This window comes from Sulfitobacter sp. CW3 (assembly GCF_019392245.1).
Taxonomy (GTDB): domain Bacteria; phylum Pseudomonadota; class Alphaproteobacteria; order Rhodobacterales; family Rhodobacteraceae; genus Sulfitobacter.
Window position 1 is genome coordinate 479,247 of sequence record NZ_JAHXRL010000003.1, and the last position, 19,853, is coordinate 499,099.

The 19,853-nt window shown below is 57.2% G+C and carries 19 protein-coding genes; 13 read left to right on the forward strand and 6 right to left on the reverse strand.

The genetic code is table 11. From position 1 onward, the window contains the following. Window positions 1-103: 103 nt before the first annotated feature. Together KZZ06_RS09285 and KZZ06_RS09290 are read right to left on the reverse strand one after the other, a co-directional pair. Window positions 104-634, reverse strand: a complete 531-nt coding sequence (locus tag KZZ06_RS09285) for a redoxin domain-containing protein (protein WP_219579747.1) — start codon at window positions 632-634, stop codon at window positions 104-106. A 349-nt stretch (window positions 635-983) separates the two neighbouring features. After that, window positions 984-1,517 (reverse strand): glyoxalase superfamily protein, encoded by a 534-nt coding sequence (locus tag KZZ06_RS09290; RefSeq protein ID WP_306664384.1) that lies wholly within the window; start codon window positions 1,515-1,517, stop codon window positions 984-986. Window positions 1,518-2,152: 635 nt separating this feature from the next. Between KZZ06_RS09290 and KZZ06_RS09295 the strand changes: the two genes are divergently transcribed. From KZZ06_RS09295 to KZZ06_RS09330, 8 genes are all read left to right on the forward strand, one after another. Then, window positions 2,153-2,431: a hypothetical protein gene (locus tag KZZ06_RS09295; protein ID WP_219579749.1), complete on the forward strand. Its 279-nt coding sequence runs from the start codon at window positions 2,153-2,155 to the stop codon at window positions 2,429-2,431. 247 nt (window positions 2,432-2,678) lie between these two features. Then, entirely contained in the window at window positions 2,679-3,779 is a 1,101-nt protein-coding gene (locus tag KZZ06_RS09300) for an ABC transporter substrate-binding protein (RefSeq protein ID WP_219579750.1), read from the forward strand. Next, complete coding sequence (locus KZZ06_RS09305; protein ID WP_219579751.1) at window positions 3,772-4,818, forward strand: iron ABC transporter permease; 1,047 nt, start codon at window positions 3,772-3,774, stop codon at window positions 4,816-4,818. Before KZZ06_RS09300 ends, KZZ06_RS09305 begins: the two co-directional genes overlap by 8 nt. After that, a complete protein-coding gene (locus KZZ06_RS09310) occupies window positions 4,818-5,609 on the forward strand; it encodes an ABC transporter ATP-binding protein (RefSeq protein ID WP_219579752.1) in 792 nt (263 codons plus the stop codon). The genes KZZ06_RS09305 and KZZ06_RS09310 overlap by 1 nt, the downstream gene beginning before the upstream one ends. 230 nt (window positions 5,610-5,839) lie before the next feature. Continuing rightward, window positions 5,840-6,535, forward strand: coding sequence for an FkbM family methyltransferase (locus tag KZZ06_RS09315; protein ID WP_219579753.1), 696 nt, complete (start codon window positions 5,840-5,842; stop codon window positions 6,533-6,535). Between the two features lie 188 nt (window positions 6,536-6,723). Further along, window positions 6,724-7,377, forward strand: coding sequence for a protein-L-isoaspartate O-methyltransferase (locus KZZ06_RS09320; protein WP_219579754.1), 654 nt, complete (start codon window positions 6,724-6,726; stop codon window positions 7,375-7,377). A 56-nt stretch (window positions 7,378-7,433) separates the two neighbouring features. Then, window positions 7,434-8,870, forward strand: a complete 1,437-nt coding sequence (locus KZZ06_RS09325; RefSeq protein ID WP_219579755.1) for a TolC family outer membrane protein — start codon at window positions 7,434-7,436, stop codon at window positions 8,868-8,870. A 76-nt stretch (window positions 8,871-8,946) separates the two neighbouring features. Then, a complete protein-coding gene (locus KZZ06_RS09330; RefSeq protein WP_219579756.1) occupies window positions 8,947-9,789 on the forward strand; it encodes a hypothetical protein in 843 nt (280 codons plus the stop codon). A 151-nt stretch (window positions 9,790-9,940) separates the two neighbouring features. On the opposite strand, the gene KZZ06_RS09335 is transcribed toward KZZ06_RS09330, so the two are convergent. Beyond that, on the reverse strand, window positions 9,941-10,261 hold the full coding sequence (locus KZZ06_RS09335; RefSeq protein ID WP_093915679.1) for a DUF6280 family protein: 321 nt from the start codon (window positions 10,259-10,261) through the stop codon (window positions 9,941-9,943). 220 nt (window positions 10,262-10,481) lie between these two features. On the opposite strand from KZZ06_RS09335, the gene efp reads away from it, so the two are divergent. The 3 genes from efp to KZZ06_RS09350 all read left to right on the forward strand — a co-directional run bounded on the left by efp (window position 10,482) and on the right by KZZ06_RS09350 (window position 13,850). Next, the gene (gene efp, locus KZZ06_RS09340) at window positions 10,482-11,045 is read left to right on the forward strand and encodes an elongation factor P (protein WP_219579757.1); all 564 of its coding nucleotides are present in this window, start codon (window positions 10,482-10,484) and stop codon (window positions 11,043-11,045) included. 307 nt (window positions 11,046-11,352) lie between these two features. Further along, on the forward strand, window positions 11,353-12,978 hold the full coding sequence (locus KZZ06_RS09345) for an amidohydrolase (protein ID WP_219579758.1): 1,626 nt from the start codon (window positions 11,353-11,355) through the stop codon (window positions 12,976-12,978). Continuing rightward, window positions 12,975-13,850, forward strand: coding sequence for a GTP-binding protein (locus KZZ06_RS09350; protein WP_219579759.1), 876 nt, complete (start codon window positions 12,975-12,977; stop codon window positions 13,848-13,850). The genes KZZ06_RS09345 and KZZ06_RS09350 overlap by 4 nt, the downstream gene beginning before the upstream one ends. Before the next feature lie 62 nt (window positions 13,851-13,912). On the opposite strand, the gene KZZ06_RS09355 is transcribed toward KZZ06_RS09350, so the two are convergent. Beyond that, window positions 13,913-14,656: a folate-binding protein YgfZ gene (locus KZZ06_RS09355; protein ID WP_219579760.1), complete on the reverse strand. Its 744-nt coding sequence runs from the start codon at window positions 14,654-14,656 to the stop codon at window positions 13,913-13,915. A 66-nt stretch (window positions 14,657-14,722) separates the two neighbouring features. Between KZZ06_RS09355 and KZZ06_RS09360 the strand changes: the two genes are divergently transcribed. Next, complete coding sequence (locus tag KZZ06_RS09360) at window positions 14,723-15,397, forward strand: TIGR04283 family arsenosugar biosynthesis glycosyltransferase (protein ID WP_219579761.1); 675 nt, start codon at window positions 14,723-14,725, stop codon at window positions 15,395-15,397. A 12-nt stretch (window positions 15,398-15,409) separates the two neighbouring features. Here the strand turns inward: KZZ06_RS09360 and KZZ06_RS09365 are convergent, their stop codons facing one another. After that, the gene (locus tag KZZ06_RS09365) at window positions 15,410-17,266 is read right to left on the reverse strand and encodes an ABC transporter ATP-binding protein (RefSeq protein ID WP_219579762.1); all 1,857 of its coding nucleotides are present in this window, start codon (window positions 17,264-17,266) and stop codon (window positions 15,410-15,412) included. Window positions 17,267-17,428: 162 nt separating this feature from the next. Between KZZ06_RS09365 and KZZ06_RS09370 the strand changes: the two genes are divergently transcribed. Then, window positions 17,429-18,637: an alanine--glyoxylate aminotransferase family protein gene (locus KZZ06_RS09370; protein WP_219579763.1), complete on the forward strand. Its 1,209-nt coding sequence runs from the start codon at window positions 17,429-17,431 to the stop codon at window positions 18,635-18,637. Between the two features lie 38 nt (window positions 18,638-18,675). On the opposite strand, the gene KZZ06_RS09375 is transcribed toward KZZ06_RS09370, so the two are convergent. Further along, window positions 18,676-19,779 (reverse strand): pyridoxal phosphate-dependent aminotransferase, encoded by a 1,104-nt coding sequence (locus KZZ06_RS09375; RefSeq protein WP_219579764.1) that lies wholly within the window; start codon window positions 19,777-19,779, stop codon window positions 18,676-18,678. Between the last annotated feature and the right edge of the window lie 74 nt (window positions 19,780-19,853).

A 19,853-nucleotide genomic window follows, 5' to 3' on the forward strand; every position in this document is an offset into this window, starting at 1 on the left:
TGTGTGCCCTGACAAAAGCCTCGAACACAGTTCATGATTTACGCAAGCGGATGCTGCCAGCCGTTGCGACTAACGACCGGCAGCATCGTCCATGAGATCAACCTCAAGCGGCGTGTGTGCCGCGCACCGGATAGTTCTTTTGGCGAATGAACGTCAGACCGTCGAGCAAACCTTTCAAGGCAGGTCTCGCGAAGGGCGCATTCGACACATCCACGATCTGCAGTTTGCCGTCGTCACGCACCACGAAAGTCGCAGGCTCCGCAAAGGGGCGATCCGTTTCCTCAGGACTGCGTGGATCAGAGATAAAGACGCCAAGCCGTGCCATTTGTTCGGGGCTGAGGTCATAGCCGATGACACCGTTATACCCGATGTCGTCAGCCGAGGCCCGTGCCTTTTCTTTCGGATCAGCCGACATCGCAAGAACGTCGACGTTTATTGCGGCGAAGTCGTCCAGCATCCCGTTCAGCTCGGTCAGATAGGATTTGCAAATCGGGCAGTGCTTGCCGCGATAGACAACGATCAATTGCCAATCGCCGCGTTTTTCATTCGCTGCCCCGACAGTGACGTTACCATCTGTCAGAGTGGGTACGCTCATGTCTGGAAACGTCGTGTCGGGTATCAGTGTATCGGGCATGTTGGAACTCCTTCAGTCTGGTTCGATGGCAAACCACTCGGCAAGCTGAGTTGTTCCGATTTAGATTGTGTACACGGCAAGTTGCTCGATCCGGCTACTTCAGCCCGCAGGATCGTATAATCGCCACCTGTCTGGGATCACGTAAAGCCGACCGGCCTGACAAGTCGGTTACCCAGCTCCCATGTAGAAAAGGCAAAGAGGCCCGTCATGCTTGGCGCAGGCAATGGCGGGTTCGAGCCCAAAACATCGATGCTGCAAGGCGCATGGATGGCCGCTTTTTCACGAAGAACAGCACTAAAAATTGTTGGAATAGCTTACCTAGGACTGCCTCTAATTGACGCCACTTTCACTACGAACCTTGCTCACAAAACCTCAGACGATTTCCAAACGGATCATGAACTTGCATTTGCAACCCCCACGGAAGCTTTTCCAAAGCTGGATGATTGAAGGAATACTCTCGATCAGACAGCTCACGGTGTAAGGCACGCAGGTTCGTGGTAGGAATAAACGCATTAGAGCCGGGGCTGGCATCATTGTGATGTTCCGAGAGATGAAGCTGTAATCCGTCACGTTGTACGGCCATGTAAAGCGGTAAGTCAGCTGTGTGCCGATGCTCGAACGCAACTTTGAAACCAAGAAAATCACAGTAAAATTCTCGGGCTTTCGCCTCGTCGAAGAAACGTAAAATTGGGCTGCATCCTGTAAATTCAATGTTTTCAGGTGCCGCGTTGGTCAGAGTTGCCGTTGCAGTGTTCCAATCGGAAAAGCCGAGGCTTTTTGCGATAAGTTCAAGAGCTTTAGCATGCGGAATATCGCTACCTTCAGCGGCGAGTGCGTCGCGCAATTTTTTGGCCATAGATTTGGCCTGATCTGGACTGAACATTTTTTTCTCCATACCAGCGAAACATCAGCGGCGTGCGCGTTACCGACCGAACGCTGGTCGGGAGTCTTAGATAATTCAAAGTGTCTTTCACCGTTCCATAAGGATGCGCACGGCGGGTAGCACGAGACCTTGGTCCACAATCTGCAGTTTTAGGTATTCGTCAAGATGGATTTGTCTGGGCCAGAGTATTTCGTCGATATCTGACTATCGTCTCTTAAGCAGACACATGAAGTAAATTGCCAAACGGCAGCAAAGTCCCGCACAGCAGCCATCTACCCGTTGCGCAGTGAAGGGTTGCTTCCCACGAGACCCAAGTCGAATGCCTTTGTTGATGTGCTCGGGCACCGGATTCCTAGCTATCTGCCGACGGGCGTTGCGGTTTGGCGGCGTGGGTTCACGTCAACCCAATGATTGTGGAGTGATATGGGACGGGTGTTACCTGATCGTCTGCGACATATTGGTTATCGCATCCTTCCGACTTGTACCCCCCATGGGAGCAATCTATTCTGCTTTGCATGAATTCTCGTGGGTCTCCTACATTGCGCGCGTTGCTGTTTCGTGGATTTCTTCTGTTGTCGCTCTTTTTGTCGGGAATTGTTCCCGCTGGAATGATGCGGCAGGCAGACGAGGGGGGTATGCGGCTTGTACTTTGTACGGGCGAAGGCATCCAAGAGGTCTGGTTGACGCCAGACGGGGAAACCCGGCCAGTTACACCTGCCGACACAAATGACGCCGCACACAAGCAACACTGCATTCAGGTAAACCTCGCTTTCGGCGAGGTTCAGCCGCAGAATGTGGCCGGGTTGTTGCAGGTCGCGCAGCCCGTCGAATTCACGACAAGCACACATCAAACTCTTAAACGCCTGAATGCGACGACGGCGGGCGAGCCGCGTGCGCCGCCAGTTCTGCTGTAACCAAAGGGACGTCTGCGACGTCTGGAGAGCAAACGACCGTCGATGAGACGGCGTGTTTTGTTACAGTTGCCAATCACACGCCTACCAGCCACCTGAATAGCGCCAAAATCCCCTGTTGGGGGCAGCGCGAAACGGGGTGTGCTGCACGGCATGGGCCATTTGCATCCAGACATCACGGCAGGCGTTCTGACGCCCTCAGGGCGCAGGATTGCGCCGCCTCTAACCTACAAAATCTGGAAAAATAGTAATGTCTAATACACTTAAGTCGGTCATGGCCGCAGGCCTTTTGGCGACAATCGGCACGACAGCCGGTGCTGAAATCACAATCACAGACCTGCGCGACCGCACCGTAACACTTGAAGAACCGGCACAACGGGTAATGCTGGGTTTCTACTTTCAAGACTTCCTTGCCATTGCCGGAGAAGGCGCGATTGATCGCATTGTTGGCCTGTCGCGCGGCCCTTGGGCTGAATGGAGACCGGGGCAATGGGAAGTCTACACGCAAGCCTTCCCGCAGTTGGCAACGCTCCCTGATGTGGGCGACACAGGAAGCTCGACCTTCTCTATCGAAGCCGCAATTGCCACCCAGCCTGATCTTATCGTTCTAGCCGCATGGCAGTATGATGCGCTTGGTGAAAGTGCCGAACAGTTCGCGGCGGCGGATATTCCTGTGCTGGTTCTTGATTACAATGCGCAGACGCTGGAAAAACACCTCGCTTCTACCCGTGCCCTTGGGGCTGCAATGGGCGCGGATGACCGTGCTGAACAAATCGCGACCTTCTATGAAGAAATGCTGGCCGACACCGCACGCCGCGTCGCAGCCTCAACCGGCACACCGAAAAAAGTCTATGTCGAACTTGCCCAGAAAGGCCCTGACGAAGTGGGCAATTCCTATTCCGGCGGTATGTGGGGCGGCATCATTGACGGTCTCGCTGGGCAAAATATCGCGAATGGCCAAGTCGAAAACTGGGGGCCGCTGGCACCGGAATATGTCTTGGCGCAACAACCCGAGGTCATCCTGCTCGCGGGTTCGGAATGGCTTGACCGTCCTGCTGCGGTCCCGCTGGGTTTTGCGCAGAATGCCGATCTGGCAAAGGAACGTATGCGTGCCTATCTTGGTCGCCCCGGTTGGTCGGAACTTCCTGCCGCGCAAGACGGTCAGCTTTACGGGATTTACCATGGCGGCACACGTTCGGTTTCCGATTTCGCCTATTTCCGCTTCTTGGGCAAAGTACTGCACCCCGAAGCCTTCGCCGATGTTGATCCGCAGGCCGAACTTGCAAAGTTCTACGCTGACTGGCTGCCGGTCAAACTTGACGGCACATTCATGATCCAAGCGGATGAGTGATGTCAGCCCAAGCCTTGGTGGTGCGCCACGCCGCTCTGGTTTGACACGAGCGGGGGCGGTTTTTGCCGCCCTCGCTGGGCTTGTTTGCCTCATGGTGGGGGACCTGATCACGGGCCCCGCTGGCCTGCCATTAAGCAAGGTTCTGACGGGGATCGCCGCGGGACCGTCTGGCGACGACAAAGGTCTGGCCACGATCCTGTGGCTGTTGCGGATGCCGCAAACGCTTACCGCGGTCCTGGTCGGGGCGTGTCTGGGGGTTGCGGGGCTGATGATGCAGACGATTTTGGCGAACCCGCTGGCCAGCCCGTACACGCTGGGGTTTTCCGCCGCTGCGGGGTTTGGTGCCGCCAGTGTCATTCTCTTTGGGTCGGCGCTTCCGGTGGCGATGTGGCTTGGCGTTCCGCTTGCGGCATTTGCTGGCACTTTGGTCGCCGCAGGTCTTGTCTATGTGGTGGCGAAATATCGCGGGTCTTCGCCCGAGATACTTGTTCTTGCAGGTATTGCGGTGCTGTTCTTCTTTCAATCGTTACAGTCGATGCTGCAATTCATGGCCGCGCCCGAAGTTCTTCAACAAATTGTTTTCTGGCTGTTTGGCAGCCTTCTAAAGGCCACGTGGACAAGTGTTAAGGTTATATCTGTGCTGTTTGCCCTGTGCCTTCCGTTCCTGCTGCGTGATGCGTGGAACCTGACCTCATTGCGCCTTGGTGACAGCAATGCCGCGAGCCTTGGGCTTGATGTCGATGCGCTGCGTCGCCGGACCCTTGTGATTGTTGCGGTGTTAACGGCAGCGGCAGTAAGCTTTACGGGGACGATTGGTTTTGTCGGCTTGATCGCCCCCCATGTAGCACGCGCTTTGATCGGGGAAGACCATCGTTTCTCCCTTCCCATGTCGGCGATTATGGGTGCCATCGTTCTTGTTGCGGCTTCTGTGGTGGGGAAACTCATCTCTCCCGGGGCTGTGATCCCCGTAGGGATCATCACTGCTATTGCGGGCATCCCGATGCTTGTTGGCGTCATTATGATGAAAGGAACCCGCTGATGGGCCGTTTCACCCTCGATCGCTTTGGCGTCCATGTGAAAAAGCGGAGCTTGCTACAGATAGACAAGCTTGATCTGCCGTCCTGCGGGATTGTCGGGGTTATTGGTCCGAACGGGGCTGGCAAATCGACCTTCTTGCGCGCGCTTGCGGGCGTTGCGCGCCACACGGGGGAAAAGTCGCTGGACGGGGCATGGCCTTCGCCGGAACACGTTGGATTTCTGCCGCAGGATTTTACGGTAAATGCCGCCTTAAGCGTGTCTGAGTGTGTCCTTTTAGGCCGGCGTGAGCAGCTGGGCTGGCGTGTCACCGACAAGGACCGCCTTATCGTCGATGATGCGCTTGCGCGTTTTGGCCTGACCCATTTGGCCGACCGCCCCATGACGTCTCTGTCAGGGGGGCAGCAGCAACTTGTCCTTTTGGCGCAGCGCCTGTCGCGCGCCCCGCGAGTGCTGATCCTTGATGAACCAACCAGCGCACTTGATCTGCGCCACCAGATCAATGTGCTCAGCTACCTCAAGGATTTTCACAGTCACGACACCCTCATTATTGTCGCGTTGCACGACCTCACCCTTGCGGGGAGGTTTTCCAATGCGCTTTTGCTTATCGAAAATGGCGGATTGCGCGCGCAGGGGCTACCAAGCGAGGTTCTGTGCCCGGAAATCCTTGATCCTGTTTACGGGATTTCGAGCGAGTGCTTACAAGACCGTTTGGGCGCGCAGGTCGTGGTGCCTCACATGGCCGGAAAATCTGCGGTTGGTATTCGCGAGGTCAAGACAAACACCCACCCTTGAACCGAATCTGGTCCCATACTGGGGGAGGGTGTAGATATGCGCGGGCTGTTCTCATTGATGCCGCGACGTACAGCAAAACCATGATGATGTTGGATTGAAGACTGCCCAGTCAGGCCCTTTGGACGGGCTTTGAACTGCACTCGCTTCATTCAATTATTGCGCCATATGCCTTGGCCGTGTCTAATTGGCGAGAAAAGTGGCCTTTGCGGGCATAGAAAATAGGCTGGGCCATGAGCACAAGCACCAAGAATGACGTTGTCGCGACCTATCACGGGGTTGAAGTGTTGAGCGCGCCGCATCTTGGACCGACCATGATCAATAATATGGTGTCAGGCAATTACGAGCGGCGCGAGGTTCTTTCGGCGCTCAAATTCATTGAAGAAGGTGATGTTGTCGTCGAGATGGGGGCAGGGGCCGGGGTTGTTGGTGCTGTGGCGGCTAAGAACTGCGCGCCTGCAAAAATTATCTCGTTCGAGGCAAACCACAAGCTGATCTCGTCGATCAAGGCGCTGTATGAACATAACGGCATTGCGGATAAAATTGAGGTCCACAACCAGATTGTGCTGTCTGATCCGCAGCCACCGCAAGCCGTTGATTTCTATATTAGGGGCAATTTTCTGGGGTCTGGGATGACCATCACCAAGGGCATGGAACGCGCCGAACAAGTGTCGGTTCCGGTGGTCGAATGGGCCACAATTCAAGAGCAGTTGAAGCCTACGGTCTTGTTGATGGACATCGAAGGGGCCGAGCTGGAGTTTTTTCGCCACGCCGATCTAGGTGGCATTCGCGTGATTATCGCCGAACTGCACCGGCATATCTACCACCGCCCCGGCATGCGTGAGATCAGGGAAGGTATTGCCGCTAAAGGGTTTATTGAAGATAAGGACGCGTCTGGTGGCGGCGTATTCGTGTTTACCGCAGTTTAACGTTATGCTGACTTGATGACCGTAACCCTGCTGGAGAAAACCTGCTGTGGTACAAAGCCCGCAGCGCGATTATGCATCATTCTCAAATGAATTTGCTCAACTTCAAGTGAAACGAGCATCTTGGCGTTGCTGATAGGCTTGGGCTATGGCATTGCATACACCTATATATGAACGAAAGAGTTTAGCTGATGTCCGACTTTTCCGCCCGCCGCACGATGATGGTTGATACGCAGGTTCGCCCCTCTGATGTGACAAAATTCCCTATCATTGATGCGATGCTGACCGTCGCGCGCGAGGATTACGTGCCCGCCGCACAACGCGAAGCGGCCTATCTGGGTGAGAATCTGAACTTGGGCGAGGGGCGCATTCTGCTTGAGCCACGGACGCTTGCGAAAATGCTGGACGCGCTGGCCATCGGCAACAACGATCTGGTTCTCGATATCGGTTGCGCCTACGGGTATTCGACCGCAGTGATTGCCCATATCGCCGAAGCCGTGGTTGCCGTCGAAGAAGACGAACAAATGGCCCACGAGGCGCAGGAAATGCTAACAACTTCGTCAGTGGACAACGCGATTGTGCACACTGGCCCCCTGATCGAAGGGGCAGCCAAGCATGGCCCCTACGACGTTATCCTGATCCAGGGCGGTGTCGAGGTCGTGCCAGATGCAATCTTGGACCAGCTTAAGATTGGCGGCCGCATTGCCTGCATCTTTATGGCCGGCGTGTTGGGTGAAGTACGGATCGGTTACAAGAGTGATCACGGCGTCAGTTGGCGTGCAGACTTTAATGCCGGCGCGCCGGTGCTGAAAGGTTTCGTTCGCGAAAAGGCCTTCCAACTTTAAGAACGTAAATACACGGTCCCCTCGAATACTGGATCGAATTAAGAGAGTCTGATTTGATGAAGCAGGAAAATAAAGCCCACGGTCTGCGCCGTACATTTGCGGCCGGTGTGATGGGCGTAGGTCTGTTGTTCCCAGTGGCGTCATGGTCCGAGACATTGGCCGACGCCTTGGTCGGCGCGTATAACAACTCTGGTCTGCTGGATCAGAATCGTGCCGTACTGCGCGCCGCCGACGAAGACGTGGGTATTGCCAAATCAGCGCTAAAGCCGGTTGTACAATGGACCGCTAACGCCACCCAAAACGTCAACCGCTCCGTCAGTGCAGGATCGACCTTTGTCGCAGCTGGCACCCGGACAGATACGGATTCGCTGACGACAACTGCCAACTTGATCGCGTCGCTTTTGGTCTATGATTTCGGTGCAACGCGCTATGGGATCGAGGCCGCCAAAGAAACTGTTTTGGCGACACGCGAAAACCTGATCAGCGTTGAACAGCAAATCCTGCTGCGGGCTGTTGACGCTTACATGAGCGTGATCCAGTCCCGGGAACTGGTGTCGCTGCGCGAAAACAACGTGCGCTTGCTGACCCAGGAATTGCGCGCCGCGCGTGACCGCTTTGAAGTGGGCGAAGTCACCCGGACCGATGTTGCCTTGGCCGAAGCACAGCTTGCGCAAGCGCGCAGCGGTCTTGCTGGTGCGCAGGGCGATCTGATCTCGGCAAAGGCCTATTTCAAGGTTGCCGTTGGCCGCGAGCCGGGAAATCTAACCGCGCCGCCCAGCTTGCCGAGCATTTCGGATATTCGCACAGCCAAAGCGTTGGCCGTGCGCAGCCACCCGGATATTTTGGCCGTGCAACATCAGGTCGCCGCAGCTGAGCTTTTGATCCGCAGAAGCGTCGCCGCCATGGAACCGCAGGTTTCCGTTCAGGGGTCTTTGGGCGTGACCGAGACATTCGACTCGCAATCGTCAAGCCGCAGCGGTTCGGTGGGTCTGCAACTGAGCCAGACGATTTACCAAGGCGGTGCGTTGTCGGCGGGGGTTCGTAAGAACCGTGCGCAACGCGACGCACAACGTGGCAACCTGCATGTGGTTGTGAAAGACGTCGAACGTGCGGTCAGTGACGCTTATGCGGGTCTTGCCGCATCGCGTGCCCAGATCGAAGCATCGCAACGCCAAGTAAGCGCCGCAAGAATCGCGTTCCAGGGTGTACGTGAAGAGGCGGCCTTGGGCGCACGCACCACATTGGATGTGTTGGACGCCGAGCAATCCTTGTTGGATGCGCAATCAAGCAGCGTCACGGCACAGACCCAAATATATGTGACAGCCTATTCGGTTTTGCAGGCGACAGGCCAGTTGACGGCCCGCAATCTAAAGTTGCCTGTGCAGGTTTATGACCCTGCCGCCTATTATAATCTGGTCAAAGACAGCCCTGCAAAATTGTCTAAAGAAGGCAAGCAACTGGACCGCGTTCTACGTGCGCTGCAAAAGGACTGACAATTTTTACGACGGTGTTGTGAGAATCTCCGCCATCGCCTAAGTTGTTTAGTTATGAATGAATGGTTGTTGAATTATGTCTGATGCTGTTTCCAATGCAGAAGTAGAGGACGTGCTGTCTTCCATACGCCGACTGGTGTCTGAAAACAGACGTCCGGTGGGTCAGGTCAAGGAAAGCACGCCTTCGGAAGAGAAGCTGGTGCTGACCCCTTCGTTGCGGGTTTCCAATGACGCCCCCATCGGGGATGCCCATCGCAAGCCAGCATTCGTTGAAACCACCGATCGCGACAATGGCGCGAAAACCGTGGGCGATCAGGCGGCTGATGCTGATCCTGTGGACGCCGCGCCTGTCGAAGCTGTTGCTGTTGATGATGCGGGGCAGTTCGACACAGTGACCTCGTTCAAGCAGCGCTCTGGTATTTTGAACCTTGGCGCGTCGGAACTGGTGGATGACGAGGCCAAGCCCAGCGGATCTGATCGGTTGAGCGCCAAGATCGCGGCGCTTGAAACCGCCATTGGGCGTATTTCAGACGGATGGGACGCTGAAGAGCGTGAAGTAAGTGAATTTGTGTCTGCCGAACCGCTTGCCATGGCGTGGGAAGATGACGTCGAGCTTGACGCAACCGGTGCGCCGATCCCTGCATCAAAAAGCCAAGAGACGTCACAAGCGGCACCTGAGCCCGTTGAGAATATCGTTGAGGCGGCACCTTATGTTGAGGAAGACGATTCCGCCTCGCAGGACACTGCCAAGGGCTTTGGTGCTGACGAATATTTTGACGAGGACATGCTGCGCGACTTGGTCGAAGAGATTGTCCGCAAAGAGCTGCAAGGCGCGTTGGGTGAGCGTATCACCCGCAACGTGCGCAAGCTGGTTCGCCGCGAAGTCCACCGCGCATTAACGGCTCAAGATCTCGAATAACGATCCCGCTGCTTAGGGGATTATGACGGCATCTGCGCGGGCAGGTGCCGTTTTTGTTTGGGACATGCTTTTGGGTGGTCAGCCCTGCATGCAATAAAAAAAGACGCGGCCCCGAGGCCGCGTCTTTTTAGCACTGAAATTTTTAAGTAGATCAGGCTGCTTCGGCTTGTTGCGCCGCATGGCGACGTTCTGACTCTTCGCGAGACAGGGCAACAGATGTACGTACACCTTTACCGACAAAATCCATCAGGCCGGACACAACACGTTCGTTCGGGTCGATACCGGCACAGCTCAACACTTCACGACCGTCGCGCGAACGCGCCCAGCGTGCAATCTGCTCAGGACCGTTGCCATATTTCTTGTCATCGGCAATTGCATCGTCCAATGCTGCCAGTACCACGGCAGCAAAAAGTTTGCGGGCACGGTTACCTTGCTCATTGTTAAAGGCAGTGCCATCAACGAAATCTTTCATCTCGTCGTCCTTTCTATTATTCTTGCTCTTGTCATTTAGGCGAGGCGTTCCTTATGACTGAAAGAGCGCGATTCGGATACACATATTTTGCATATCACCTATGCATTCAGTACATGGCTCTTTGCGCTTTTGGCAGGCGCTTGGCTGCCTTGCGTGGCCAGTTCTTAGAAGATATAGGTCGCCTGAATTATTCTTCAACATTTTGCCATGGTGCCACCAAATGCCTAAGATCAATGGAAACGAAATTCGTCCCGGAAACGTGCTTGAGCACAACGGTGGTCTTTGGGCTGCGGTTAAGGTTGATCACGTCAAACCGGGCAAGGGCGGAGCCTTTGCACAAGTCGAGATGCGCAACCTGCGCAACGGGTCGAAACTGAACGAACGCTTTCGCAGCGCGGACAAGGTTGAAAAGGTCCGTCTTGTGCAGAAAGACCAACAATTCCTATACGAAGACGCAGGAATGCTGGTTTTGATGGACACGGAAACCTACGATCAAGTGCAGCTGTCGGCGGAACTTTTGGGCGAGCGTCGCCCGTTTTTGCAAGACGGTATGATGGTCGTTGTCGAGTATCACGAGGACGAAGCGCTGAACGCTTCCTTGCCACAAAAAGTGACCTGCAAGATCGTCGAGACCGAGCCGGTCGTCAAAGGCCAGACTGCTGCGAATTCTTTCAAGCCAGCGATCTTGGATAATGGTGTCAAAGTGATGGTACCACCCTTCGTCGGCCAAGACGAAGACATCATCGTAAACACCGAAACGATGGAATATTCCGAGCGCGCCTAACGCTCGAAATTGACCCCACGTCAAGACCGCGCCGAATTGCAAAGCCCCGGATCAACCGGGGCTTTTTGCTGTCTGAGGGGCGGCGTCAGGTCAGGATTATGGCACGCTGCGCGACAATAGTTGCCGTTTTGCAACATCGCTTTCCCGCTGGCGCGGCATCCCTAGCACAACATGGCAGAGAAATTCCGACGGCTTTTATGGGCACGGCAGATCTGTCGGTGCCCGCGCTTTGGCGCTTTGTCGGGCGGTAAAACTGTTTTTCGCCTGAACCAAGCTGTTATAGCTGTTCGGGGAGATAGGGGGAATCATGTCAGACATCGTTGTTTTTGCGGCCAAAAAGATCATCACAATGGACATCAACCGGATGGAAGCGACCCATGTCGCGGTCCGTGACGGAGAGATATTGGCGGTGGGTGACGCCACCTGCGCTGACCAGTGGGGCGCTGTGACCCATGATGACAGCCTGAAAGACGCGGTGCTGATGCCCGGTTTCATCGAAGGGCATGCGCATATGATGGCCGGCGCGATGTGGGAATATGCCTATGCGGGGTATCACGACCGGATCGACCCCGATGGCAAGCTGTGGCGGGGTATGGCGGATAATGACGCGGTGATTGGCGGGCTGCGCGATTACGCAGAAACGCTGGATGACGACGCGCCGCTGGTCGGCTGGGGGTTTGACCCGATTTTCCTGACGTCAGAGCGGCTGAGCAAAAAGCATCTCGATCAGATCAGCGCAACGCGTCCCATCGCCATCATTTACTCGAATTTCCACCTGATGTGTGTGAATTCGGCCGCGCTTGAGATGGCAGGGTTCGATCAGACCACCAACGCCGAAGGCGTGATCAAAGGGCCCGACGGCCAGCCCACGGGCGAATTGCAGGAAATGGCGGCCATGTTCCCGGTCATGCGGCGCTTGGGGATCGACTTTCGCGGCCTAAGCCAGAAAGAAGCCTCCATCCGTGCCTATGCAGATGTGTCGCGCCGGGCCGGTGTGACCACGGTCACCGATCTTTATTCCCAGATGGAGGAAGACGATCTGACCACCATGCTGCGCGTAACCGGCGCGGATGATTTCCCGCTGCGCATCGTGCCAGCCTTGGGCGCGATGGAGGGGCCGAAAGCCATTGCAGACAAGGCGCAGGCGCTTGCAAAACGCAGCACCGACAAGCTGCGGCTGGGGGCGGTTAAACTAATGACAGATGGCGCGATCCAAGGTTGGACCGCACGGGTCAAAAGCCCCGGCTATGTGGGCGGGCAGCCCAACGGCATTTGGAACACCCCGCCCGAGACGATCTTTGCGCTGGTCGAAGAATTGAACAGCCGTGGCATCCAGATGCATATCCACGTGAACGGGGACGAGGCTGCCGAGGTGACGTTGAACGCGATCGAGGCTGCGCTGCGCAAGAACCCTTGGGCAGGGCACCGTCATGTCCTTCAGCATTGCCAGTTGATGGGCCGTGATTTGTTTACGCGGGCCGCTGATATGGGGGTGTGCTGCAACATCTTTTCCAACCACGTCCATTACTTTGGCGATCAGCACGTGGCACTGACCATCGGCCGCGACCGCGCTGAACGCATGGACGGATCGCGCAGCGCGATTGATGCAGGGGTGAACATCGCGATCCATTCAGATGCACCCGTAACGCCCATGGCACCATTATTCACCGCATGGTGCGCCGTGAACCGGCAGACCATGTCGGGGCGCACATTGGGCCCCGCACAGTGCATCGACGTCGAAGAAGCGCTGTTCGCCATCACCATGGGGGCCGCCTATACGTTGAAGCTGGACAGCGAGATTGGCAGCATCGAGACAGGCAAACGCGCCGATTTCGTGGCTTTGGGCGATGATCCATTGGCCGTTGATCCGATGGCGCTAAAGGATGTGCCGATACTGGGGACGGTCTTTGGGGGCCGTGTTCACCTGCTATGAAGCCACGCCTGCCACTGACTGTGATCTCGGGCTATTTGGGCGCGGGTAAGACCACCTTGATCAACCGGTTGCTGGCCGAGGATCACGGCTTGAAACTGATGGTGATGGTCAATGATTTCGGTGCGATCAATATCGACGCGGCGCTGATCGCAGAGGCCGGTGAAGACACGATGACCCTGACCAACGGCTGCGTGTGCTGCACAATGGGCAACGATCTGTTCATGGCCATCGGGGATGTGCTGGATCGCGCGCAGCGCCCCGACCATCTGGTGATCGAAGCGTCGGGCATAGCAGACCCCGCGCGCATCGCCCAAGTGGCGCAGGCCGAGCCGGATTTGGCCTATGGTGGCATTGCGACTGTGGTGGACGGCCCGAGTTATGACGTTTTGGCGCGCGACGGGCAGATTGGCGCGCAGGTCGCCGGGCAGGTCAACGCCGCTGATCTGGTGTTGATCAGCAAGCAAGTTGTACCCGATCCGGGACTGGCATTGCGGTTACAGGTACAGTCACGGGCGTTGGTGGTGGACCTGGCGCAGGTGGCCAGTGTGGCCCCGATTGTTTTCGGGGTGGCTGAACGGGCGGTGCCGAATATTTCCATGGCCCAGCACGCCGCCTATGTGGGGTGGAGTGATAGCAGTGAAGTGGCGCTGGAGTACCCAGCGTTGATGGAAAAGTTGCAGAACCGCCCGGAAGGCCTGTTTCGTTTCAAAGGGTTTGTTGTCCATGATCGTACAAGCAGTTGGGAAGTACACTGCGTTGGTGCCAGCGTGAATGTAAAGCCGGTCAAGGCCGCGCAGGCGACCCAAGTTGTGGGGATAGGCTTAAAGACACAAACAAGTGCGGCAGAGATCTCAACATGGTGGCACAGCTAAAGCGCAGACGGAGTTTTTCAAAAACTCCGAGCCAAAATTTTTGAAAAACTTTGATCCCCGCCTTAGCCGTCTGTCACCATCGTGACGGTTGCGCCATCTGCCTGCATCGCCGCTGTTGCGCGGTCGTAGCGCAGATAGGCCAATGCCTCGGTGCCCGCTTGCGTGAACACAGTGCCGGCGGGTTTGCCGTTTGCCGAAATCTCGGTGCCTGCAGCTACCGGCGCGCTGATCTGGACCTTGGCCAGCCCTTTGCGCAGTTCTGTCTTATGCTTCATCCGCGCGGTTACTTCCTGGCCCACATAGCAGCCTTTGCGGAAATCAACGCCGTTCAGCCGCTCAAAACCCATTTCCAGAATAAAGCTGTCTGGCGTCAGTTCGGCCCCGCTTTCGGGGATCATGTGCGAGACGCGCAAAGCATCCCAATCGGTCATGTCATCGGTCTGCGGGGCATCGCGGTAGGCGCGCCAGCCCATGTTCGGGTCGCGCGGATCGGCGTAGCCATCGGTGGGCGCGTCGCCCAAGCCACGGTGCAGATACAGGCCGCTGGCCTCGATCTTCACATCGGCGCGCAGTTTGTACATGCTCAGCCGTTGCACCAGTGCATCGGCGCTGGCTTCGGTGACATCCAGCAGCACAGCATCGCCCTCTGCGGATAAAAAGAAATCAACGATGAACTTGCCTTGCGGGGTCAAAAGCGCCGCGTAGATCGGGCCTTGGTCCAGCTTGTTTACGTCATTTGTGACAAGCCCCTGCAGAAAGCTGAGGGTATCTGCACCGGATAGTTTCAGGATGCGGCGGTCGTTCATATCGCTTTTCCTTGCGTTTGATGGCATGACATATATCAGGCCGACCAAAAGCCGAAAGGGGCAACCATGCCTGCGCCAATAACCGTGATCATTCCGACGCTGAATGCGGAGCACAGCCTGACCGGCTGTTTGACTGCGTTGATGGAGGGGGTTGATGCCGGGCTGATCTGCGAACTGATTGTGTCAGATGGCGGATCGGAGGATGCAACGCGGGTTGTCGCGGATGCGTGGGGGGCTGAAATCATCGAAGGTGACGCATCGCGCGGCGGGCAATTGCGCCGGGGCTGTGCCAAGGCCAAAGGCGAATGGTTGCTGATATTGCATGCTGACACGCAGCTGGATCAAGGTTGGACCGGCCCGGTGATCGCACATCTGAAGGGACGCAAGGCCGGGTGGTTTCGGCTGCGGTTTAACAGCACCGGGTTTGCCGCGCGGTTTGTCGCTGGATGGGCGCATCTGCGCAGCCTGATGGGGTTGCCTTACGGCGATCAGGGGTTGTTGGTGCCGCGTGCGTTGTATCAGTCTGTGGGCGGCTATCCCGATCAGCCGCTGATGGAGGACGTGGCGATGGCGCGGCTGCTCAAGGGGCAGCTGGCGGGCATTGACTGTGCTGCGATCACATCGGCTGAGAAATATCACACCGCCGGATGGTTACGCCGAGGCGGGTGTAATATCTGGACGTTGATCCGGTATTTTGCAGGGGTATCCCCGCAAAAGCTGGCCAAGGCCTACGCCAAATAGCGCGCCGTTGATCTAGCCGAACAGGCGCTGTCCCAGACGTTGCAGCAGGTTCGGCTCGGCTGGCTTTAGACCCTTTTCTAACGCGCGCAAGGCCCGCGAATTGCGACCATCCGAGATGATTTTGCCATCCTCGAATTGCAGTCGGTACAGATCGGCATAGATGCCGCCACGGGCCAACAGCTCTTCGTGTTTGCCTTCGTCCATGATCTGGCCACGGTCCATCACCACGATCTTGTCGGCACCGCGAATGGTGGACAGGCGGTGCGCGATAACGATTGTGGTGCGCCCTTGGGATAGACGGTCCAGCGCTTGCTGAACGACTTTTTCCGACTGGGCGTCCAGCGCGCTTGTTGCCTCGTCCAGCAGCAGGATCGGCGTGTTGCGCAGCAGCGCGCGGGCGATCACAACCCGTTGACGTTGTCCGCCAGACAGGGCCGACCCGCGCGGGCCGACGCGGGTATCAAGGCCGTGTTCAAGCTTGGGCAGGAAATCAGCGACATGGGCGGCCTCAAGCACGGATTGCAATTCGGCATCCGATACGTTTTCACGGCCCAAGACGATGTTTTCGCGCAAGGTTTCGTCAAACAGCAGGGCCTCTTGTGTCACCACAGAAAACAGGCCGCGCAGTTGGTTGATGTCCATATCTTTCAGCGGCACGCCGCCAATCGTGACAGTGCCCGATTGTGGATCAATCAGCCGCGTCAGCAGGTTAAAGATCGTCGATTTACCGGCACCTGACGCCCCAACAAGGGCGGTCGTCTGCCCGGCTTTTGCGATGAGTGATAAATCATCCAGTACCTTTGCATCGCCATAGGACAGGCTGACCCCGTTCAACACGATGTCCGACGACCCGTCCGGCACGGCGACCGGCGTCTTGGGGGATTTCAATGTAACTGGTGCATCCATCAATTCCTTGATCCGTTCAAGGGCGGCCGCAGCCGTTTGCCACAGCCCGCTGATGCCGCCCAACCGACGCAGCGGGTTAAACGTGAAACCCATCGCGGTGAAGAAGGTCATGAACTGGCCGATGGTCTTGTCGCCCGATATGATCTCGGACCCGCCATAAAGGATCACGGCCATAAACCCGACGCCCGACATGATGTCGATCATGCCCGGAATGGCCGAGTTGCCAAAGGCGGCGCGGACTTCGGTTTTGACGTATTTGCGGGTCAGATCGCGGTATTGGCGGGATTGATACCGTTCAAGCGCGTTCAGCTTGATCTGAACAATGCCGTGGAACACTTCGTCCAGTCGGGTTGACAGGTGGGCACCCAGATCGCGTGCCTCGCGCGAACGCGCGCGCACAAACCGTTGCGCGAGGGCGGCCGGCATGACCATCAGTGGCACGCCGATACAGGCCAGCAGCGCCCAGATCGGATCAATGGAAATCGCGACCCCAAGCAACACAATCAAACCGATCAGATCGCGCCCCGTGCCCGTGATGATGGCGCGCCACACATCATTGACCGCGTTCACATCTGACTGGACCCGTTGGATCAGGAACCCCGGTGGATGCGCTTGGTGAAATGCGCCGTCCTGCATCATCATGCGGTTCAGCATATCCATCCGCATATCTGCCGCAGATGTTTGCGCGATCCGCGTCAAAAGCACCTTTTGCGCAATGCTTGCCACCGCGCGCAGCACGAAAATACCCACCAGCACAAGACCGACCCAGATCAGGGCGGATTCGTTACCAGCGACGAAAACCTGATCGAACATGGGCTGCATCAACTTGGCCAGCGCCCCAAGGGTCGCCCCTTCGATGGCCATGAAAACAACGGCCAGCCCCAGCATCCAGATGTGCTTTTTCAGATAGTCTTGCCAAAGCCATTTTAGCAGCTCTTTGGAAGTATAGGTGACATCACTCATGAATGCGCCAGGGTCCTTTGGTCAAATATCTGTCTGGTTTACGCAGCCCGGAGGGGCAGGGCAAGCATGACGGCCTGCTTTGGGTTGCGGATTGTCCGATTGACGCCGCGCCGCACGGGGATAAGTTGACCCGGAATACAGTTGTTGAAAGGCGTATCGTTCATGTCATCCCGCACAAATTTATCGCATGGGCGCGGTTATCTCGCCATTCCCGGCCCCTCTGTTATGCCAGAGGCCGTGCTGAATGCGATGCACCGGCCTGCACCGAACATCTATGCGGGCGAATTGGTCGATATGATGCCGCCGCTGATGCGGGACTTGCGTGCGGTAGCAAAGACACAGCACCACGTTGCAATGTATATCGGCAACGGGCATGCGGCATGGGAGGCATCACTGTCCAACGTTATCCGCCCCGGTGACAAGGTGTTGGTGCCGGCGACGGGGCGCTTTGGCATCGGTTGGGGTGCCACGGCGACAGGCCTAGGTGCCGAAGTCGAGGTCATGGATTTCGGCAAGCAGTCCGCGATGGATCTTGCCCGTATCGAAGAACGCCTGAAAGCGGATACCGCCCACGAGATCAAAGCCGTGCTGGCTGTACATGTGGATACCTCGACATCGGTTGTGAATGACATTGCAGGGGTGCGCGCCGCATTGGACAGCACAGGGCATCCGGCGCTTTTGATGGCTGATTGCATCGCATCGCTGGCTTGTGACCGCTTCGAGATGGACGCCTGGGGCGTCGATGTGATGGTAACGGGCTGCCAAAAGGGGCTGATGGTGCCCCCCGGCGTTAGCTTTGTGTTCTTCAACGATCGTGCGGCAGAGGTGCGGGCATCGATGCCTCGTGTAAGCACTTTTTGGGATTGGGAACCGCGTGCGAACGCGCAAGAGTTCTATCAATACCACTGCGGCACGGCCCCCACGCATCATATTTACGGCCTGCGGGCAGCACTTGATATGATCCACGCCGAGACGATCGAGGCCGTGTGGGACCGTCATACCATTCTGTCGCGCGCCGTCTGGGCGGCCTGTGATGCATGGGGCAGCGAAGGGGAACTTGCCTTGAATATTGCCGACCCCGCCTTGCGCAGCCACGCTGTCACGTCGCTAAGGCTCAAGGCCCCGCAGGCCACGCAATTGCGCGAATGGGTGCAGGAAAACATCGGCCTGACCTTGGGCATTGGCCTTGGCATGGCCGCGCCGGGCACCCCGGAAAGCCACGGGTTTTTCCGGTTGGGCCACATGGGGCATGTGAACGGTCAGATGATCATGGGGATGCTTGGCGGGATGGAAGCCGGGATGGCCTCGCTCGGGATCAAGCGCGGCTCGGGCGCGTTGGACGCCGCAGCCAAGGTGATCGGCGGGGTTTAACCCCGCCGCGCTTGGTCGATGTCTGGGGTGGCTGGGGCCTATGCTTTTGCCGCGTCAGCCAATGCAAGGGGCAGGGCCGCGGCCAAGGCGTCCAGATCGGCGGGCGTGCCACAGCTGACCCGGATACAGCGGTTCTGCGGGGCGACAAAAGGCATGCGCACAAAGATGCCCCGCGCGACCAACCCGTCAAGGACAGCTTTGGCAAAGACCCCATCGCGCCCGCAGTCAATCGCCACAAAATTCGCAGCAGAGGGCAGCGCCGTAAGGCCGTTGTCGCGGGCAATCGCGGCAATCCGGTCGCGGGCGGTGGCGATTTGCGTTTTCACATGGGCCAGCCAATCGGTGTCTTTCAGCGCCGCCAGCGCGCCCGCTTGTGCCGCGCGGTTCATGCCAAAGTGGTTGCGCACCTTACCAAAGGCGGTGACCAAATCAGGGGCCGCAATAGCATAGCCCACCCGCGCACCCGCCAGCCCATGCACCTTCGAGAATGTGCGCATCCGGATCACACGTGGATCATCTGCATCCAACGTGGGCGCGGTACCCTCAGGGGCACAGTCGACATAGGCCTCGTCCAGCACCAGCAGGCAACCCTCTGGTAGGGCTTCCATCGCCTTGACCAGATCCGCGCCGGAATGCCAACTGCCCATCGGATTATCGGGGTTCGCCAGATAGACCAGTTTCGCGTCAACTTCGGCGGCCTTTGCAAACAGCGCGCTTGGGTCCTCGTGATCCCCACGATAGGGCACCTTGTGCAGCACACCGCCAAATCCGGCGACATGGTAATTAAACGTCGGATATGCGCCATCTGAAGTGACGACCGTATCACCCGGTGCCACCATAAGCCGCACCAGATATCCCAATAAGCCATCAATGCCTTCGCCGACGATGATATGATCCGCGGTGATACCATGATGCGCGGCCAAGGCCTGACGCAAATCATAGCTTTCCGGATCGCCGTACATCCACTGCTGGGCGGCTGCCATCGCCTCAATCGCGCGGGGCGAGGGGCCGAATACATTTTCATTAGCACCCAATCGTGCGTCAAACGCCCGGCCAGCGGCGCGTTCCTGGGTTTCAGGGCCCACAAACGGCACGGTCGAGGGCAGGGATTGGGCAAGCGGGGTAAGGCGTACATGTGTCATGCCACCCGATTACTGCATCCCTATCGCCTTGGGCAAGCATTGAAAAAGCGCCTTACGCCCCTAAATAATAATCA

Coding starts and splice junctions, on each gene's coding strand:
- KZZ06_RS09305 (WP_219579751.1), top strand. CDS start 3,772: ATGAGTGATGTCAGCCCAAGCCTTGGTGGTGCGCCACGCCGCTCTGGT.
- KZZ06_RS09355 (WP_219579760.1), bottom strand. CDS start 14,656: ATGAACGACCGCCGCATCCTGAAACTATCCGGTGCAGATACCCTCAGC.
- KZZ06_RS09310 (WP_219579752.1), top strand. CDS start 4,818: ATGGGCCGTTTCACCCTCGATCGCTTTGGCGTCCATGTGAAAAAGCGG.
- KZZ06_RS09370 (WP_219579763.1), top strand. CDS start 17,429: ATGTCATCCCGCACAAATTTATCGCATGGGCGCGGTTATCTCGCCATT.
- efp (WP_219579757.1), top strand. CDS start 10,482: ATGCCTAAGATCAATGGAAACGAAATTCGTCCCGGAAACGTGCTTGAG.
- KZZ06_RS09290 (WP_306664384.1), bottom strand. CDS start 1,517: ATGTTCAGTCCAGATCAGGCCAAATCTATGGCCAAAAAATTGCGCGAC.
- KZZ06_RS09315 (WP_219579753.1), top strand. CDS start 5,840: ATGAGCACAAGCACCAAGAATGACGTTGTCGCGACCTATCACGGGGTT.
- KZZ06_RS09375 (WP_219579764.1), bottom strand. CDS start 19,779: ATGACACATGTACGCCTTACCCCGCTTGCCCAATCCCTGCCCTCGACC.
- KZZ06_RS09345 (WP_219579758.1), top strand. CDS start 11,353: ATGTCAGACATCGTTGTTTTTGCGGCCAAAAAGATCATCACAATGGAC.
- KZZ06_RS09350 (WP_219579759.1), top strand. CDS start 12,975: ATGAAGCCACGCCTGCCACTGACTGTGATCTCGGGCTATTTGGGCGCG.
- KZZ06_RS09325 (WP_219579755.1), top strand. CDS start 7,434: ATGAAGCAGGAAAATAAAGCCCACGGTCTGCGCCGTACATTTGCGGCC.
- KZZ06_RS09300 (WP_219579750.1), top strand. CDS start 2,679: ATGTCTAATACACTTAAGTCGGTCATGGCCGCAGGCCTTTTGGCGACA.
- KZZ06_RS09285 (WP_219579747.1), bottom strand. CDS start 634: ATGCCCGATACACTGATACCCGACACGACGTTTCCAGACATGAGCGTA.
- KZZ06_RS09360 (WP_219579761.1), top strand. CDS start 14,723: ATGCCTGCGCCAATAACCGTGATCATTCCGACGCTGAATGCGGAGCAC.
- KZZ06_RS09320 (WP_219579754.1), top strand. CDS start 6,724: ATGTCCGACTTTTCCGCCCGCCGCACGATGATGGTTGATACGCAGGTT.
- KZZ06_RS09335 (WP_093915679.1), bottom strand. CDS start 10,261: ATGAAAGATTTCGTTGATGGCACTGCCTTTAACAATGAGCAAGGTAAC.
- KZZ06_RS09365 (WP_219579762.1), bottom strand. CDS start 17,266: ATGAGTGATGTCACCTATACTTCCAAAGAGCTGCTAAAATGGCTTTGG.
- KZZ06_RS09295 (WP_219579749.1), top strand. CDS start 2,153: ATGCGGCTTGTACTTTGTACGGGCGAAGGCATCCAAGAGGTCTGGTTG.
- KZZ06_RS09330 (WP_219579756.1), top strand. CDS start 8,947: ATGTCTGATGCTGTTTCCAATGCAGAAGTAGAGGACGTGCTGTCTTCC.